Origin of the sequence: Methanosarcina sp. (assembly GCF_028693135.1) — an archaeon.
GTDB lineage: Archaea > Halobacteriota > Methanosarcinia > Methanosarcinales > Methanosarcinaceae > Methanosarcina.
Map to the genome: position 1 here is coordinate 1 of NZ_JAQUVZ010000014.1, position 17,985 is coordinate 17,985.

The window sequence follows — 17,985 nt, forward strand, 5'->3', positions numbered from 1 at the left end:
CTTTTAATACTGGTTTTGTGATGGATTTGAGCAAGCCCAATTACTTTAGAACCATTTAAGATAGCTAAACCTGTGTGTCGGCTTCCATAGTCTATTTTTAATCGGAATTCAGCTTTATTTTCGGAATATTTCAACTCTTTTAGTCTAATTGTGAATGGATATTTTTTATGTATAATAGCCTTTCCTGTTTTCAGCAATTTTCTGGCAACTGCTGAATGACAGGGGCTTAACGGTTGTTTATTTTTGTTTAATACAAAGATCATAATTGAATTTCTCCGATCTCAGAAGTAAGATAAATCCTGCTTCCGGTAACGCACTTTCGTGTCTCCTCTCGCTAATGTTGGAAATGCTTGTTAAGCATAATACACCGTTCCTACCCTACAGAACTTTTAATATTATACAACAGAGCTACAAGCTGAGGAAGCACCTGCAGGTGTTATGACAAATCCAACGTAGTCAATTAAGACTTAAGCTGGTCAACCAAAGCACTATTACATGCCTGCCAATTTATTGGCGGGTAGTTGACACTGGTAGCAGAACATTTTGTCACCCCTTTATGTAGATATTATGTGCAGGGATATCTATTTACTTTTTATGCCCTCCCATCTTCAATCTCTCATTCACGTGCGAATTGAGGGTAAAAGGCTTCTCACTCCTGGTATTTTGCTTTATTTAATGAAGAGTAACTTTGCGGAATTTCATTTCATTCCAATCTTTAACAACCCTAACTTAAATCAGTAAAATAGTTTTACAAAGTATTACTCTCATTTTAGAGCCTATCCGAAAAATCAGAAGAAAAGTGGGCCCGCTGAGATTCGAACTCAGGACCTCCGCCGTGTGAAAGCGACTTTAAGCCCGTATCTTTCGAAAAAGAGCCAGTATCGGGCGAATATTATATTTTTAATCTCTCGAAACCGGGGATTCCTCAAAAATTTACTATCGTAATAACCATGCAAGTGTCCAGAAAATAGGTCGTTCTCACAGGGCATGGCACAGTTTTTCGCACAGTTTTTCTTGCTTCGTATCTTCTATCTTTTTTTCGGGGTGGTCGCACGCAATTTGATTTTTCTGTATTCTCCGGAAGCAGCTTGATGTTTAACCTGCTATTCTCCTAGATCAAGGTTTGAATATGGATCGCTTGTTTGTGCCTGGCTTCATTTAGTTTTTCGATCTGTTCCTCCTTTGCGTATAAATGATAATGTTTATGTTAGTTTACAGTCGATTATGGACAATTTAATATTTCAAATAAAGGACATAGGTTATGGCACTACGGGAAACATATGAAAAGGCAAGACAACATAAATTATTGATATGGGTTACTATTGTTTTTGCTGTTTCTTTTGTACTTATTGCCTTATTCCTTAGTTATTTAGTATTCACATATCCTGTAAATCAAGTATCTCAATATGGAATAACAAATGCAACAGAAAAAGCTAATTTAATTAATCAATATCGTACAACTTCAATTCAATTCATTGCTACATTAGCCCAAATATTAGGTGGCATTGCTGTCGGGATTGGAATTTATTTCGCTTGGAAAAATCTTAAAATTGCTCAAGAAGGTCAGATAACTGAACGTTTCACTAGAGCTATCGACCAGTTAGGAAATGATAAATTAGAAATTCGTTTAGGTGGAATATATGCACTTGAGAGAATCGCAAATGAATCTGAGAAAGATTACTGGCCAATTATGGAAATTTTAACGGCCTATATTAGGGAAAATTCATCCCTCGAAAGTGATAATATCAAACATGAAGACATTAAAAACCAAAATAAGATCTCTTTAGATATTCAAGCAATTCTCACTGTTATAAGAAGACGCAAGCATTTCTTTGAATTTGGAGAACCCGATCGTTTAGATCTACACAGAACTAATCTACAAGAGGCTAATCTCCGAGGAGCTACCCTTAAAGGAGCTGATCTTCGAGGAGCTAATCTTCAAGGAGCTGATCTTCGAGATACTGACTTTTCAAATACTGATCTCATAATGGGTAAAGAAGCTGATCTTCAAGGGGCCAATCTTCGAGGGGCTAACCTTCGAATGGCGGATTTTCAAGGAGCTAACCTTATAAATGCTGACCTTCGAAAGGCTTTCCTTTTAGGAACTTACCTGTTAGGGGCTGACCTTCAAGGAGCTAAGCTTCAAGAGGCTGACCTTATGGCAGCTTATTTTAGAGGTGCTGATCTTATGGCAGCTAACTTTCAAGGGGCTGATCTTCGAGGGGCTAACTTTCAAGGAGCTCGCAATTTGTTACTTGACCAGCTTTCTAGAGTGAGAACACTTAAGGACACAAAGTTTGACGAAGAGATCCTCATATCATTAAAAGAAAAGTACTCTGACCTTTTAGAAGCGCCATCAGAGCTAGAGCAATCATTCAAAGATCTCCAAAAATACGAGGAGCAGGAATAAAAACAATATTTTAGGTCAACACGTTGCTATTCTTCCGATTGCGATAGTGTGTTAAATTTACTATATGATAATTCTTGAATTTATGGTTTTAAGGAGCTTCAAATAGAAATCCTCTTATAGATTTTATATTGAATATTGAAGAAGGATACTATTTTTCCGGAACTTAGGTATAGAAAGCTTAGACCCTAGGAAATTTACCCATTACTTATCATGAATTCAAATTAGCAATTAAGCTGAATTCTCTTGATAGTCTATAAATCAAAACGAGTATGGACATGTCTGAAAGCTTATGTTGTGATACTCCAACAAATAAGGATTTGCTCGGATTCAAACCATATGTTGAGGCTATCGCAGATTTTCTTACCCATGAGGATACTGAAGCTCCAATCACTCTTTCTATTGAGGGCCAGTGGGGATGTGGTAAATCATCTTTCATGAAACAATTGAAAGAAGAAATAGAAAAACGAAATGAATCCAAGAAAAGGAAGAAGTATTTCACTGTATGGTTCAATAGCTGGAGATATGAAAAAGAGGACGAGTTGTGGGCTGCTTTTGCACTCAGTTTAATGGATCAGTTGTCAGAGCAACTTTCCCCACTGCATCTACTGTTGGCGCAATTTAAATTGAGATATCTTAGACTTGGGTTTAAGAGGAAAGGTAAAAATTCAATTTATTTTACCATTCCTTTATTTATTTCTGCTTTGTATGTTTTATTCGTTTATTCTGTTCCAAAAGTTCGGGAAATATTATCTTCAAACCCTGATATAATGTCATATTCTGTAGTTGGATCATTATTTAGTGCTTTATTAGCACTGACAGGAGTTCTACTCACTATAACTCCAACATTGCGCATTGTAAAAGACATTAAAGACGCGATTGTGAATCCTTTCGATTTCAGTAAATTTGTATCCAATCCAGATTACACGGAACACATATCTTTCATAGAGAATTTTCATACAGATTTCGGTAAGATTATAAAATCCTATGCCGAAAATTCAAGAGTTTATGTTTTTGTCGATGACCTGGACCGCTGTGAAATACCAAAAGCTGCGGAACTCATGCAGGCTATAAACCTGATGATCTCTGATGAAGCAAATATTTATTTTTGCATAGGTATGGACAGAAGAGTCATTTCTGCGGGAATCGCTTCAAAGCATGAAAACTCTTTTAAATATCTAGCTAACAGCGGACTGGAATATGGGTATGAGTTTATTGAAAAATTCATCCAGCTCCCTTTTAAAGTACCCAGCCCTAAAAATGAGAATTTTAAGGATTTTATAACCACTCCTTGTGACGAAATGAGACGTTTCTCGAAAACTCCAAGGTCATATGTTAATCTAAGTAAGATATTAGATAAACTAAGACTTCCTCGGCCTAGTCAATTACCCGATAATAAAAATGTCCAATCTGGACATAATCCAGATATTGTACAAGATGAAAAGATTTATGAGGAAGTCGTAAAGGAAAAATCAAACGAAGAGAAGAAAATCCTGAACTATCAAGATTGTAGTGAGTCACCAGAAACTTTGAAATATATTCTTGAATTGGTTGCTTCTGCCCTTGATCGAAACCCTCGACGTATAAAACAATTCTTGAATATATTTCGTTTTCAGAGGACAATCGGATTTAAGATCGGACTTTTTTCTTATACGGAAGGAACAAATCCTTCCGAAATGTGGAACTGTAAAAAACTTGCAAAATTTGTGGCAATAAGCATAAAGTGGCCTTATCTGATTTCTGCTTTGAGTTCAAACACAAATCTTCTCGACCAATTACAAAAACACGCATTGACAGATCTGAAAAATGAGGCTAAGGAACTAGGACTAGATCTGAATCAAGGATATCAAGAAAAATGGATGAAAGATGAAAGGCTGATTGAACTTTTGAAGATCGGGTGTATGGAGGATGAAAATATTCTGCCAAATATAGATGAATATAGCCTTTCAAACCTTGATTTTACAAAATTATTACAGATTTCACCTGTAGTCATCCCCACTTTTCCATCCTTTACTCGTGATAATCTAAAAGTTGCTCAAGAAGGCCAGATCACCGAACGCTTCACTAGGGCTATTGACCAGTTAGGAGCTATTGATAAATTAGGAAATCCAGCAATAGAGATTCGATTAGGTGGAATATATGCCCTTGAAAGAATTGCAAATGAGTCTGATAAAGACTATTGGCCAATTATGGAAATTTTAACTGCTTATATTAGGAATAACTCCCCCAGCAAAAGCGAGAATATAAATGCTAAAGATTTTAAAAGCCAAAACAAAGTATTTTTGGATATTCAAGCAATTCTTACCGTCATCGGAAGACGCAAGTATTACTATAACGCTGGAGAATTCAATTGTTTAGAGCTGCAAAGGACTTATCTACGAGAGGCTGATCTTCGAGAAGCTAACCTGAAGAGGGCTGATCTTCGAGGAGCTGACCTGAAGGGGACTGATCTTCAAGGGGCTGACTTAACAGGGGCTAACCTTAGAGATACTAACCTTCAAATATCTTATCTTCGAGTAGCTGACCTGAAGGGGGCTAACCTTGAAGAATCTAACCTTCAAGGGGCTGATCTTCAAGGGGCTAACCTTGAAGAGGCTAACATGGGGAGGACTAACCTTAGAGGAGCTAACCTTAAAGGGGTAGACTTTGAAAAGGCTAACCTTGAGGGAGCTGATCTTGAGGGAGCTGATCTTGAAGGGGCTAAGAATTTAACAGTTGACCAGCTTTCTAAAGTGAAGACACTTTATAATGCAATATTAGACAAAGAGCTCGAAATACCATTAAGAGAGAAGTACCCCGCTCTTTTTGAAAAACCTGATGAATAATTGAGTATTACCAGAACTTTCACCAATATTTCCTTATTCCGGGTGCTTCTAAAGATTTCAGATTGATTAATGGGAAATTATCATCGAGATAACTTTTTCAGTGAAATAACTTGGTCCACGGTATTTATAAAAATTTATGATTTTGAAAGTGCACATTAAAGTTACACAACTCGAAGAAAATCTGACCTCAAAGCAAGAATAGAAGCACTAGAAAAGAAGCTCAATACGCTTTTAGAATCCGAAAAACAATTAATAAAAAGTGGGCCCGCTGAGATTCGAACTCAGGACCTCCGCCGTGTGAAGGCGACGTCATAACCGGCTAGACCACGAGCCCATGGATTGCATTTGAAAATTAATAGGGTTAAGCAACCATAAAATAGAACTTCTTATGTATAAGCTTATCGCTTGCGGGCTGATTTTGGGCTTGACCGGACCTGTTATGTGAGTACATTTTCATCTTTTTGGCCAGGGGTTTTCAGTTCCTTTGTATATTTCAAGGGTTTCAATCAGGCGATAAAGTAAAGAAGTAAAGAAGTAATAATGTAAATAACTATAGAAATAATTTAATTGCCTGGTTCGTATGATAGAAATCCTGAAAATCCTCTTCACCATGCCGTTTTTGCTCTACTCGTGCTATACCGACCTGAAGGAACGCAGAGTCTCAAACAGGTTATGGAAGTACATGCTTGCATCGGGTTCGGTATTTGTAATCTATGACTTTTATACTGGAGGGATTCCCTACCTTAAATCTCTTATTCTTTCTGGAGTTGTTGTTTTCATTTCGATTTACATCCTTTTCCAGCTTGGAGCCTTCGGGGGCGGGGATGCAAAGGGGCTGATAGTGCTTTCCATCTTATTTCCACTCTATCCGGTTTTCCTGTTCTCGGGAGAGCTTTATCCTCTGTTCGGGCTGCCTCCTGTAGGGCTCTTTGCCTTCACGGTGCTGGAAAATGCTCTTCTGGTAACGATATTCGTGCCTCTCGGGATGTTCTGCTACAACCTTCTCCATTTCTCGCCTGGTATGCTCAAAAAGCCCTTCTACATGTTTCTCGGGTACAGGACTGAGGTATCCTCTCTGAAAAATAAGGAACATCTGAGTCTGCTTGAAAAGTTCGAACTTGACGAAAATGGAACTGTCAGCAGGAGGTTTGCACGGGCAGGGCTCAATTTTGATGCGAACCTGAAGCCAGAACTTGAGGAATACTTAAAAAAAGGGCTCATTGAAAAGGAAGTCTGGGTTACTCCGGGCCTGCCTTTCATGCTCTCAATTACAGCAGGCTTTATAACCGCAGTCATTTACGGGGATTTAATCTTTTACGCGGTCTTTAGCTTTATCATGGGCTGAACCGAACGTCTACGGAAATTTCCGGACGCTGAACCGGAAGTTTTCGCCTTTTCTCTCTTTCCTTTTTCCCCCTCTTTCCCCTGTTTTCATCTTTTCTGTACGATCAGCAAGCCGTAGAGAATGGTTTCTGCAATTGGGGGGTTATCAGGAGTGCCTTTTGCGATCCTTTCTTCAGGGTAGCCGAGGTTTTCGCAGGTATAAAGCTCGGCTTCCAGTCCAAGGTCTTTAAGGATTTCCGCAACTTCGCGGGAGCCGAAGGTCTCTTCCGGCAGCAGGAATATATTTCTTCCGTTCTTCAATTCCTGGATCAGCTCGGCTTTTGCAGGCTCAAAGTCCCTGCCGTGGGCTGTTATTGCACAGAGGTTCGTCAGGTTTACTCTTGTACGCGCACAGGCTGCCTGCATTGAAGATATTCCGGGAATCACGGTATCCTTTTCCCCTGCAAATTTCCCGAGCCCGGAAAACATGGGATCTCCTGTGGACAGGACAACGGCATCTGCGGGCAGGAGATGGAGCGACTTATAATCTTTAATCGTTTTTGCTTCGCAGGTAATATATTCCTGGGCGATCTCAAGGGCTCTTTTTGCCCCGTAAACCACGGATGCCTTTCTTATCGCCCTTATTCCTTCTTCCGTAAGCATGCCGGGTCCGACCCCGACTCCTACCACAATCATAGTTTTTCTTCCCCTCTGTCCGGTTCAAGTTTCTTAAATTTCAATGCTTGAATTTTACTTTTAGTCTGTTTCTTCAGTTTAATTTTCACTTTTGCTTCTCACTTTTGCTTCTCACTTTTGCTTCTCACTCTTGCTGTCCATCAGGACAGACCCGTCCCTGTCAATTACAACGATTCTTGCGCCCTTTCCTTTATCAACCGCCATCTCAAAGGCTTCTTTCAGGCGCTCGTGTTCCGGAGCCATTTCAAGCATCTCAACAACGGTTACATACCCGCTGTCCTCAAGCATCTTAGGGTTTCCCCATTTCAGGACAAGCCCCGGAAGCCCGCAGATAATAACATTGCCTGAAGCATTATCAAGCCCTTCCGAAATCCTGCTTCCTACCATAACAACGGTGTAGTCAGGGAAGAGCATGTGAGAATAACGCATGCCTATTCGGCCCGTAGTCAGAACCACCCTGTCCGTGCAGCGGATAAGGTCTCCTTTCGTCTCTCCAAGGTGGTCGTTCCAGGGCTCAACAAAACCTGTGCTCCCAAGGACAGAAATTCCGCCTTCGACTCCTATCCTGCTGTTCAGAGTCTCTTTTCCTATCCTTTCCCCTTCAGGGATCGAAATCGTGACCTCAGCTCCCTGCAAACCCAGTTCCTCTACAGCTTCCTGCACTGCAGCCCGGATCTGTTCCATGGGTTTTGGGTTGATGGCTGGCTTGCCTTTCGAGACCTGGAGCCCGTCCCTTCTTACAACCCCTATGCCCTTTCCGCCGAAGATGGTGATTCCCTTGGCTTCCCTGGCTTCGCCAACAAATTCAAGCCCCCGGGTAATATCGGATTCGTGGTCGTTAAGGATCTTCTTTACAACTGCACGCCCTGGGGAGGACTCGCTGACTTCAAGGTAGGCTCTCAGTCCGACCGGGGTGGGAACGGATACGCTGTCCACTGTTTTTCTGAGGGAAAGGACAGCGGCTTTTGCAGCGGCACTGGCTGTAGTTCCTGTGGTATATCCTCTCTTGAGTACGGACCCGTCACTCAGGACCACAATCATCCCGGATGCCACGTTTTTTTCAAGCTCTTCCCTGGGCAGCCCTGTGCGGACAATCCATTCTTCAGGAATCTTGAAATTGTTAACAGGATCTATCATGGAAGAATACTCGGAGGTTTTTTATTATAAATGTATTGACCTGAAAACCTACCTGAAAACCGGAAACGAATTAGAAGAGAAGAGCCTCAACAAAACACAACTGATTCTTATGAAATACCTGCAAGGCTCCTGCGCAAACCCGAGCAAAAAGACTGGCTTCTGGAAGAAGGTTGCTGGATTATAGAAAACAGTCAGTAGATTCTCATAATAGGTTGCTGGACTCCGGATAAAAGGTTACTGGATTATAGAATACAGTCAGTAGATTATAGGATACAGTCAGTAGATTATAGAATACAGTCAGTGGATTCTCAAAAAGATCCATGAACAGTGTACAAATCGTAGAACAATAATAGAAAAGAGTGGCATCATTCCAGGAGTGGGGATTTTTTCGTTTTTCTGGAAGTTGGGGTTTGTTGGGGTTTGAATGGGGGGTACCATTCGTTGTTGGGGTTTGGGGTTGGTGTGTGAAAAATAGCCTTGTGGAATGATGCCTTTTCAGATGTCAATACTCGCCTGACATCGACCCTACAACATCAGTTATATTATATAAATCTATAGGAATAATGGTAACATATTCCAGTGGAAATCATCCTGAAATCTCCATAGCTAATTACCAGTATTCTTTCTATACGCTTTATCGAAAGATAATGTTTTCACAGGAGCCCTACATTTCCTGAACAATCCATTTTCCCGGAGTTTTTTCAATTCCTTTCTTTTTCCCGGCAAAACTGTTTACGGAATTCTCGCAAACATGCGGTCAAGTTCACTTTTTGTAAAGGTTATCACTGTTGGCCTCCCGTGCGGGCAGGAGTAGGGATTTTCAGCTTCTTTGAGCTGTTCTATCAGCTCTTCCATCTGCCTTGAGTTGCAGGCTGCCCCTCCTTTGATTGCTGCCCTGCAGGCAAGGGTTTTGCTCACTTTTTCCGAGATTCCTGTGTCCTTTTTTATCTTTCCTTCAGCCAGCAGGTCGGATATCACGTCATGGATTACGCTGGTGTCCTCGAGTCGTCCGAAAACCTCGGGCACAAAGGTAACGACATAGGTATTGTCCCCGAATTCCGAGATCCCGAAGCCATACTCCTCCAGGTAAGGGATGTATTCTTCCATGAGCACCTTTTCTTTCGGGGTAAGTTCTATCACCACAGGGGCTATCAGTTCCTGTACCCTGGACTTTTTCGTCCTCAGGACCTGCTCGTAAAGGACACGCTCATGGGCTGCATGCTGGTCAATGAGCACAAGACCCTCTTCTTTTTCGGCAAGGATATACATTTTAGAGACCTGACCTATAATCCGCAGGTCTTCGAGAAGGTCGGTGTTTGCTTTTTTCTTTGGCTTCTGGCTTTGCCTCTCTCCTGAATTTATTCTTTCATTTGCTTTTTCCCCTGTTTTCTCATTGATCAGTTCTCTTTCCTTCTCTCCTACCTTCTTCTCTTCTCTTTCTCCTGCTTTCTCCCCTTCCTTTTCCCCTGCTTTTTCCTCTCCCTTTTTACTGCCCTGGTCTCCTTCCCTCAGGACTTCCCGGACTCCTGCCCTCTCTGCATCCAGGAGACGCTCGGATTTCTTCAGCCTCCTCTCCGTATCTTTTATCGGATAAGTGTAAGCTTCGGATTTTTCTCTCAGGAGTCTACTGCCGCTTTCAGGAACCCTGGCTTCCTCTTGAACCTCTGCTTCCTTTCCAGTACCCCTTTCAGTTTCCTTTCCAGTTTCTCTTCCGGCTGCTTTCCCTATTTCCTCTGTCGCTCCCTTTTCCGACAGAGTTACAGGGGTTTCCAGGGCCTGAATTTTTCCTGAGGACCCTGAACCCTCGAAGGTTTTCTGAAACCTTTTTCCTTCCTTTTCCCTGATCTCGGGTGCAAGCCCGTGTTCCGAGAGGACCTTTTCAACTGCCCGAATGACTGCATTCCCGACCTCCTTTTCCCGGCTGAACCGGACTTCGGCTTTGCGGGGGTGTACGTTTACATCCACCTCTCCCGGATCGAGGGTTAGAGCAAGCACTGCCACAGGATAGCGGCCTTTAGGGATCTTTGTGTAATATCCTTCGCGGACAGATGTGCTGATAGCTCTTGAAGTAACAGGGCGCGTGTTTACGAAAACATAAAGCTGGTCGCTTCCTCCCCTGTTGGTTTCGGGTTTTGAAATATATCCCCGGATTTCAAAGTCTTCTGTCCTGTACTCAAGGGGCAGCATTGAACGTGCAGTATCAGGTCCCAGCAGGTTGACCAGGCTTTTGAAAAGGTCGTTTGAGCCCGTATTTCTTATGATTTGCTTTCCTTCGCTGAGCAGGGTAAAGGAAATTCCCGGATTTGCCAGGGCAAGTCTCATGACGGTATCTGTGATATGGGCAAGTTCATTGCGATCGCTTTTCAGGTACTTGCGCCTTGCAGGCGTGTTATAAAAAAGATCTTTTATGTGTATCGAGGTCCCCGGAGCCGTGCCTGCATCAGATGTTTCCTGCACCTTTCCTCCGTGGATGACCATTTTTGTGCCGGTAATCTCTTCTCTGGGGCGGGTAAGGATTTCGACCTTTGCAATGGCGGTAATTGAAGCAAGAGCTTCTCCCCTGAACCCCATTGTTGAGACCGTATCAAGGTCTTCGATCCGCGTGAGTTTGCTTGTTGCGTGTTTTTTATATGAAAGGAGGGTATCGGCTCTGCTCATCCCGCAGCCGTTGTCCCTGATAAGGATGGAATGTTTTCCCCCCTTTTCTACCTCGATGCGGATCTCCGTTGCTCCGGCATCGATTGAGTTGTCCACAAGTTCCTTTACCACGGATGCCGGGCGTTCTATTACTTCTCCGGCTGCGATTTTATTTATCGTGTCCCTGTCAAGAATCCGGATTTTATCTCCCTGCTCTTCCATCTTTTCGTCCATCTTTTTTTCAACCTGCCCCGTCACCTGTTTTTCACTTTTCCTTCCATTCGCCCTTCATCTGTTTTTTATCTACTTTTTATCGTCCTTTCATCTGCCCTTTTACTGCCCTTTTACTGCCCTTTTACTGCCCTTTTACTGCCCTTCTATCTGTTCTTCCCTAATCCGTTATTCTCTGATCCCTTGATCCCTTGCTTTATCAAGCTGGGCAATTCTTTTGTCCATTTCTCTTTTTAACCAAGCAGCTTTTTCAGCTCATGGAGTTTATTCATGGCTTCTATTGGCGTCATCTCATCCACGTTAATCTTTTTCAGGGCTGCTTCCACAGGGCTCAACCCTTTTGTCCTTTCCGAATTCCCACTTCCGCTTCCGGGGTCGAAAAGCATCATCTGGGTATAGCGTGCACTTGCTTTGCTTTTCCTCTTTTTCCCGGTTTCGTCGTCTTCGGCTTCTTCAAACACGTTTTCCCTTTCAAGCTCTTTAAGAATCTCGTTTGCCCTTTCGATCACTTTTTCCGGGACTCCGGCAAGCCTTGCGACCTGGATCCCGTAACTTTTGTCTGTTGCTCCGGGAACGATTTTCCGTAGGAAAACTAACTCGTGGCCGTCTTCTTTTACTGCAATGTGGTAGTTTTTGACCCGCTTTAATTTCTCTTCAAGGGCTGTGAGCTGGTGATAATGGGTCGCAAAAAGAGCCCTGATGCCAACCTTTCCCCTGTTGTGCAGAAACTCCACAACTGCTTTTGCGATGCTGTACCCGTCATATGTGCTCGTCCCCCTGCCGATTTCGTCAAGCAGTACAAGACTTCGGGGACTTGCGTTATTAAGGATATTTGCAAGCTCCACCATCTCAACCATAAAAGTGCTCTGCCCGCTTGCAAGGTCATCAAAAGCCCCTATCCTTGTAAAAACCTGGTCAATCATTCCTATGGATGTATGGGATGCCGGAACAAAGGAGCCTGCCTGAGCCATAATTGCGATAAGGGCGGTCTGGCGCATGTAGGTGGACTTTCCTGCCATGTTCGGGCCTGTAACAAGCAAAAACTGGTTCTCCTTGCAGTCCATTTCGGTATCATTGGGTACAAAGCCTCCTGATACGGTACTTTCAACGACTGGATGTCGTCCGTCCCTGATAAGGATCTTGCAGTCTTCGGTGATCTGCGGCCTTGTATAGTTGTTGTTTTCAGCAGCCTCAGCAAGGTCTGCAAGGACATCAAGGGTTCCCAGTCTTCCTGCTGTTTCCTGGAGTTCCCTTGAATGGGCTGAAAGGGCCTGTGTGAGTTCAGTGAAGATCTCGTATTCCAGAGCCACTGCCTTTTCGTTTGCTGTCAGGATCAGGCTTTCTTTTTCTTTAAGTTCCGGCGTAAAGAAACGCTCGGCATTTGACATTGTCTGTTTTCTTATATAGTCTTCAGGCACCTGGCTGCTGTTTGCATGGGTAACTTCGATATAATAACCAAATACCTTATTATATCCGACTTTCAGGGACTTGATTCCGCTTCTCTCTCTCTCTTTCTGCTGAAAAATCGCAATCCACTTTTTGCTGTTGCTTGCAATATCCCGGAGCTCATCAAGCTCCGGATTGTACCCGGGCTTTATCATCCCCCCATCCCGAACGGTTACAGGAGGCTCATCAACAATTGCTTTTTCAATCATTTCCTCCAGGTTTTCCAGTTCCGAAAAAGCTGCAAGCCCTTCTGCAATCTCTTTTAAGATTTCTGACCCGGCTTTTTCCAGCAGGCAGTCCCGGATAGAAGGTACGACGTCCATGGACTTTTTCAGGGCTACAAGGTCCCTTGCGCTGGCATTTCCGTATACTATTCTTCCTACCAGGCGTTCGATGTCTCTTACGTCTGAGAGCCAGTCTCTTATATCATAGCGGAGCAGAGGGGTTTTTGCCAGCTCTTCGACTGCATCCAGCCTGAGGTTGATCTTTTCTACGGAAAGGAGGGGTTTTAAAAGCCATTTTTTCAGGATACGGCTCCCCATAGGGGTCTGTGTGAAGTTCAGGGTCCGATAAAGGGAGTTTTCGTCTCCTCCTTCCCTCACATTTTTCACGATTTCGAGGTTGCGCAGGGTAATCGAATCCAGGACCATGAACTCGGTGTTTGAGTAGGTCCTGAGGGTATTGATATGGGCAAGGTCCCTCATCTGGGTAGTTTTTGCATACTCAAGGGCAGCCCAGGCGGAGTAAACTGCAAACTCGAGCTTTTCACAGCCCATGCCCTCGAGGGTTGCGACCCCAAAATGGGATTTCAGGTGTTCTCCGGCTTCCTCAGGTCCGAAAATCTCGGGGGCAAATTCCTGCACAATTGTCTGGTCCCTTAACCTGGCTACAAGCTCCGAATTCCCGTACAGGGAAGGAGGCAGGATGCATTCTGCAGGGTGCATGCGGGCAAGTTCGCTGAGGAGCTTTTCAAAGCTTTCCGAGTCTGTAAACTGGGTTGTAAGGAATTCCCCTGTCGAAATATCGAGGAAGGAGATTCCGAATTCCATTCCTTTTTCTCTGCTTTCTCCGCTTTTTCCGGATTTTCCTATCTCCCTTCCTGCAACTGCCATGAGGTAATTGTTTGAGGCATCCGAAAACATGGAAGAATCTATTGCTGTTCCCGGGGTCACCACCCTGACAACTCCCCGCTTCACAACCCCTTTTGCCTGCTTCGGGTTTTCGAGCTGTTCGCAGATGGCTACCTTGTACCCTTTATTTATTAACCTGGGTAGGTAGGTGTCAATGGCATGGTAGGGAATTCCTGCAAGCGGCATTTTCTCCCCTGTTTTGTCTTTCCCCCTTGCAGTCAGGGTAATTTCAAGTTCTTTCGCAATGGTTTTTGCGTCTTCCCCAAAGGACTCGTAGAAGTCTCCCATCCTGAAGAAGATAAGGGCATCAGGGTATGCCTGCTTGGCTTCGTAAAACTGGCGCATTGCAGGGGTCATCATTTCTGTCATTTTTCAACTCACTGTAAGCTTGAATCGTTAATATCTAAAGTTAATATCTAAATCTGGAACGGGGAAATAGAATAAACGGCTGGTTATTTCAGTTAAGCAGCATGGTTTCTTTCCGCATGTCAGTTTGAGTCATTGTGAATTTCATTCTAAATGTAATTTTGAACATCAGTTTGAATATCAGGTTAAAATACTATGTATTTATCTTGAATCATGCTTCTTATATATAATTTAATAATTCGGGATTGTAAGCCTTATCAAAGGAGGGAATTTCTCTGAATCGGGAAAAATTAGTCGAAGTCTGTCCTGTCTGCGGGAATGCAGATATCTACTATGAGGTTGGCGGATATGCAGGAGCAGTCTATCACTGTAAAGAATGTGGGTATATTGGAGCTTTCGTTGTTGAGGCTAATGAGGAAATGATTGCGAAAATTAAGGAGAAATATACCCGAGAAAAGGAAAAGGAAGAAGAATCGAACTGATTCTCTTCTTTTTGGGGCGTGGTTAATCGGCAGATATTGTTCCGGGGTAACCTTATTCGCATCTTCATGTCTGTCTTATCCCGCGCTCCGGCGCGGCTGGAACCGGTGGGCTTCAAGTAAATAACTGCGTAAATCTCAATCGCACGGAAAAAATAGAGTCTCTAAATATTTCGTAGTGAACGACCAGTCCGTCTAATTTACTGAGTAAATATGTATAAAAACTGGATTGGGTAACTAAGAATCTTTTGACATTGCTATGTGTTTCTTATACTTTTTTACTTTTGATCTGGGAAATGCATGTCTTTTAGCTTCCATATCCTTTCGTCCTTTGTATACAGAAGATCATAACAGAAGATCAATAAATTGCCTGTATCCTAATTTTCAAGTCTTCTTTTCTGTTTTGGAAAGGCCGCCTGCTTCGCAGTCGTTGAGGACTCGGGGCCCAAAAAACAAATTCAAAAACGTGGCCACAGCCTTTTAAAAATTATCTTAAAAACGATGAAAGGGCTGAAAATAGGAATTATGCAGTAAATCAGATATGTAAAAACGTGTAATGAAAAATCTAATAAAATAAGATATGTAAAAACATCAAAAAGCTGAATGAAGTTTGGTGGGGCCGCTGAGATTCGAACTCAGGTCGCAAGACCCCCAGCCTTGCAGGATGGACCAAGCTACCCTACGGCCCCGCAGAGTATTTACGTTTATCAGACGGCAACGGTCCTATTCTTACTTGCCATCGTCCAACTATTGTAATCAAACATGTAGTATAAATGTATATCGGTAGGGGGGAGCCGGCAGGGTATATTCTTTAATTTTTTTATTCTTCGGATCTCCGGATTTTAACTTCAGGGTTTCTGGAATTCGGATTCGGATAGCTTACTCAGGATACTTTTTGCCCGCAGAACCCTCTGGATGATGGTGATGTGGGAGAAGATGGCTATCAGCACAAGAGCCCAGCCAAGGAATCCTGAGAGGGCGCCTAAAGCAAGGATAAGCATCCTTTCCGTGCGTTCGGCAATTCCTATAGACAACTTCCGGCAGCCAGCAGACTCTGCCCGGGCGCGGGTGTAGCTTACCAGAAAAGAGCCGATAAGGGCAAAGCCAGCCCAGAGCCAGCCATCAATTCCGAGGACGGGGGTAAAGCTGAGCCTTCCGTTTATCGCTCCTGCCATTATTCCAAGAAACATCAGCCCGTCGGAATAGCGGTCGCAGACCGAGTCAAGCACGCCTCCGAAAGGAGTGATTCTGCCTTTTGCTCTTGCAACTCCTCCGTCAAGGGCATCAAAAACTCCGCTAAAGAGAATCAGGAGCCCTCCTTCAAAAGATTTGCCCAGGGCGAATGCAGCTCCGGCAGCCACGCTTACCGCAAAACCCATCAAGGTAAGGGTATTTGGGGAGAGGGGTATTGAACGGGCAAACGGAATTACCATCTTTCTTGCGCTGTTTTTCAGGTCTTCGAATATTTCAATCCCTTCCTTTTATCTGGCTATTAATAGTGCATATCTGGATATTAGTCTTATCTTTTTTCTAAAGATGTTGGGCTTAGGATTTCTGAGTAGCCCTTTGAAAGGTCCCTTTACAATTTTGAAAAGTAGGCTTTCCTGATTTAATGGTCTGCAGGGATGGAATAATCCAAAAAGATGTTTTAAGGATCGTTAGGTTTTAAGGATCGCCAGGTTTTAATTATCACTATAAGAATGAAGTTACATGAGTTTAAAATGATGCGGAGTTAAAATATGAATCTGGTGGAAAAACACAGTGAAAAATGTACGCAATGCGGGCAGTGTCTCGAGGTCTGCCCTCGATACGATGACATCGGTTTGATTGACCTGCTTTACGGGTATCTGGATGGGACTTCCGGAATTGATCCTGCTTCCCTGATGAACTGCCTTACCTGCGGGCTTTGCGCTGAAGCCTGTCCCGAGGACCTGGGTATCAAGATGCTTATTTCTCCTGCCCGGCAGAAATGGGTAAGTGAAAATGGCCTTACGGACAGGCAGACTATGGTGGACCCTGAGGCTGAAAATAATATCTTCAAAAAGATTGAGGAAATGGATGAGATTCCTGCGTACATAGAAAGTCCTGGTTCGGTCGTGTATTTTCCGGGCTGCGCCGGTACCTATATTAACAAAAATATGCCCCGGGCTGTTGTCGCCCTTCTGGAAAAGGCGGGGGTCGATTACACTGTCCTGAGCGGGCTTGAATATTGTTGCGGGGCAGTATCTGCAGGTGCCGGAAATCCGGGCCCTATCCGCAGGCACGGACAGCAAAATATCGACGAAGTCAGGAAAAGAGGGGCAAAAATTCTAATCACTTCCTGCCCTGGCTGTTTCAAAGCTTTTAAGGAAATCTATCCCAAAATGTTCGGGGAACTGGACTTTGAGGTGCTGCAGGTCTCGCAATATCTGGAACTCCTTTTAAGGGAAGGCAAACTTACTCCGGAAACTACCCTCAAAAACAGGGTCTTTTACCACGATCCCTGCCATCTTACGCGGAGTATGGGCGTCTATATGGAAGCAAGAAATGTGCTTGAAAACATTCCCGGAACCGAGCTTGCAAATAAAACTCCCGAAGGTTCGGCTTGCTGTGGCTTTGGTGGAGGCGTAAGGGTCAATTATCCTGCTGAGTCAATTTCTGTAGCTTCTGACCGTTTTCGGGCTGCCGAAAAACAGGGCTGCGGTATAATCATAACCAACTGCGGGGGCTGTATGCAGAACCTTGTCGAAGCCGGAAAGGATGAGAAAATAAAGATATTTGACCTTGCCGAATACCTTTCCCTTGCTTGCGGAGTAAAAATTCCGCGGGAAGATCAGAAAATGCTTGAGCTTGTAAACAGAGCTTACAGCTTATGTATTTCGGGGTATAAAGAACCAGATTTGTCATAAATTCTCTTGCGATTCCCTCTATAACTCTCCACTTTCTATTTTTTCCCTTCACCTCTATTTTTCCTCTTCATAGAACCTCAGCAGGAAACCCCTGAGTCTTTAGCTCAGGGGAGGAATGCGTAAACTTCCCGTGTCCTGCTCTGTTGAATTCGTTTTTTATTAATGTAATGAGGGCGAATAAATCACCCTCCACCTACATACGTAGGGTAATGCGTATCCGAATTGTGGACTTCAACTTCGTGAAGTTGGAGTGTTACAGCGTAGATGGAACCAGTCAATTCAGGAATCCGACCTCCTCTCGATCTGATATGGAAAGGTTTAACGATGCAAGCACTGTCCCTACCTCTCAGGACTGTTTAACTTGCATCCTTAGAGCCTTAAACTGAGGCGACATTCAAGGGTAACTATTTCTTTCCTATC

General features: G+C 43.5%; 11 protein-coding genes and 2 tRNA genes. 5 read left to right on the forward strand and 8 right to left on the reverse strand.

The window, feature by feature from the left end; genetic code table 11:
- Positions 1–263: RRXRR domain-containing protein (locus PHF18_RS08615; protein ID WP_300101202.1), on the reverse strand; the 263-nt coding region annotated here is incomplete at its 3' end.
- 998 nt (positions 264–1,261) lie between these two features.
- Here PHF18_RS08615 and PHF18_RS08620 point away from each other — a divergent pair.
- Positions 1,262–2,410, forward strand: a complete 1,149-nt coding sequence (locus PHF18_RS08620) for a pentapeptide repeat-containing protein (protein WP_300101205.1) — start codon at positions 1,262–1,264, stop codon at positions 2,408–2,410.
- A 275-nt stretch (positions 2,411–2,685) separates the two neighbouring features.
- Positions 2,686–5,232, forward strand: coding sequence for a P-loop NTPase fold protein (locus tag PHF18_RS08625; RefSeq protein ID WP_300101208.1), 2,547 nt, complete (start codon positions 2,686–2,688; stop codon positions 5,230–5,232).
- A 260-nt stretch (positions 5,233–5,492) separates the two neighbouring features.
- On the opposite strand, the gene PHF18_RS08630 is transcribed toward PHF18_RS08625, so the two are convergent.
- A tRNA-Val gene (locus PHF18_RS08630) sits at positions 5,493–5,566 on the reverse strand.
- A 246-nt stretch (positions 5,567–5,812) separates the two neighbouring features.
- On the opposite strand from PHF18_RS08630, the gene PHF18_RS08635 reads away from it, so the two are divergent.
- The gene (locus PHF18_RS08635; protein ID WP_300101211.1) at positions 5,813–6,577 is read left to right on the forward strand and encodes an A24 family peptidase C-terminal domain-containing protein; all 765 of its coding nucleotides are present in this window, start codon (positions 5,813–5,815) and stop codon (positions 6,575–6,577) included.
- Positions 6,578–6,663: 86 nt separating this feature from the next.
- On the opposite strand, the gene PHF18_RS08640 is transcribed toward PHF18_RS08635, so the two are convergent.
- Positions 6,664–7,251 carry a cobalt-precorrin-7 (C(5))-methyltransferase gene (locus PHF18_RS08640; protein ID WP_300101214.1) on the reverse strand — a complete coding sequence of 196 codons (588 nt, stop codon included), beginning with the start codon at positions 7,249–7,251 and terminating at the stop codon, positions 6,664–6,666.
- 111 nt (positions 7,252–7,362) lie between these two features.
- Positions 7,363–8,388 (reverse strand): cobalt-precorrin-5B (C(1))-methyltransferase, encoded by a 1,026-nt coding sequence (locus PHF18_RS08645; RefSeq protein WP_300101218.1) that lies wholly within the window; start codon positions 8,386–8,388, stop codon positions 7,363–7,365.
- On the opposite strand from PHF18_RS08645, the gene PHF18_RS08650 reads away from it, so the two are divergent.
- Entirely contained in the window at positions 8,387–8,572 is a 186-nt protein-coding gene (locus tag PHF18_RS08650; RefSeq protein WP_300101221.1) for a hypothetical protein, read from the forward strand. The genes PHF18_RS08645 and PHF18_RS08650 overlap by 2 nt on opposite strands.
- Before the next feature lie 548 nt (positions 8,573–9,120).
- Here PHF18_RS08650 and mutL read toward each other — a convergent pair.
- The 4 genes from mutL to PHF18_RS08670 all read right to left on the reverse strand — a co-directional run bounded on the left by mutL (position 9,121) and on the right by PHF18_RS08670 (position 16,110).
- Positions 9,121–11,259, reverse strand: a complete 2,139-nt coding sequence (gene mutL / locus PHF18_RS08655) for a DNA mismatch repair endonuclease MutL (RefSeq protein ID WP_300101224.1) — start codon at positions 11,257–11,259, stop codon at positions 9,121–9,123.
- Positions 11,260–11,489: 230 nt separating this feature from the next.
- The gene (gene mutS, locus PHF18_RS08660) at positions 11,490–14,201 is read right to left on the reverse strand and encodes a DNA mismatch repair protein MutS (RefSeq protein WP_300101227.1); all 2,712 of its coding nucleotides are present in this window, start codon (positions 14,199–14,201) and stop codon (positions 11,490–11,492) included.
- A 1,087-nt stretch (positions 14,202–15,288) separates the two neighbouring features.
- Positions 15,289–15,366: transfer RNA gene (locus PHF18_RS08665), tRNA-Pro, on the reverse strand.
- Positions 15,367–15,525: 159 nt separating this feature from the next.
- Positions 15,526–16,110, reverse strand: a complete 585-nt coding sequence (locus tag PHF18_RS08670) for a CDP-alcohol phosphatidyltransferase family protein (protein ID WP_300101231.1) — start codon at positions 16,108–16,110, stop codon at positions 15,526–15,528.
- A 306-nt stretch (positions 16,111–16,416) separates the two neighbouring features.
- On the opposite strand from PHF18_RS08670, the gene PHF18_RS08675 reads away from it, so the two are divergent.
- Positions 16,417–17,565, forward strand: a complete 1,149-nt coding sequence (locus tag PHF18_RS08675; protein ID WP_300101234.1) for a (Fe-S)-binding protein — start codon at positions 16,417–16,419, stop codon at positions 17,563–17,565.
- The last annotated feature ends 420 nt before the right edge of the window (positions 17,566–17,985 follow it).

Bases quoted from the DNA above. Each gene is read 5' to 3' on its own strand.
- PHF18_RS08620 (WP_300101205.1), top strand. From the start codon at position 1,262: ATGGCACTACGGGAAACATATGAAAAGGCAAGACAACATAAATTATTG.
- PHF18_RS08625 (WP_300101208.1), top strand. From the start codon at position 2,686: ATGTCTGAAAGCTTATGTTGTGATACTCCAACAAATAAGGATTTGCTC.
- PHF18_RS08635 (WP_300101211.1), top strand. From the start codon at position 5,813: ATGATAGAAATCCTGAAAATCCTCTTCACCATGCCGTTTTTGCTCTAC.
- PHF18_RS08640 (WP_300101214.1), bottom strand. From the start codon at position 7,251: ATGATTGTGGTAGGAGTCGGGGTCGGACCCGGCATGCTTACGGAAGAA.
- PHF18_RS08650 (WP_300101221.1), top strand. From the start codon at position 8,387: ATGGAAGAATACTCGGAGGTTTTTTATTATAAATGTATTGACCTGAAA.
- PHF18_RS08645 (WP_300101218.1), bottom strand. From the start codon at position 8,388: ATGATAGATCCTGTTAACAATTTCAAGATTCCTGAAGAATGGATTGTC.
- mutL (WP_300101224.1), bottom strand. From the start codon at position 11,259: ATGGACGAAAAGATGGAAGAGCAGGGAGATAAAATCCGGATTCTTGAC.
- mutS (WP_300101227.1), bottom strand. From the start codon at position 14,201: ATGACAGAAATGATGACCCCTGCAATGCGCCAGTTTTACGAAGCCAAG.
- PHF18_RS08670 (WP_300101231.1), bottom strand. From the start codon at position 16,110: ATGGTAATTCCGTTTGCCCGTTCAATACCCCTCTCCCCAAATACCCTT.
- PHF18_RS08675 (WP_300101234.1), top strand. From the start codon at position 16,417: ATGAATCTGGTGGAAAAACACAGTGAAAAATGTACGCAATGCGGGCAG.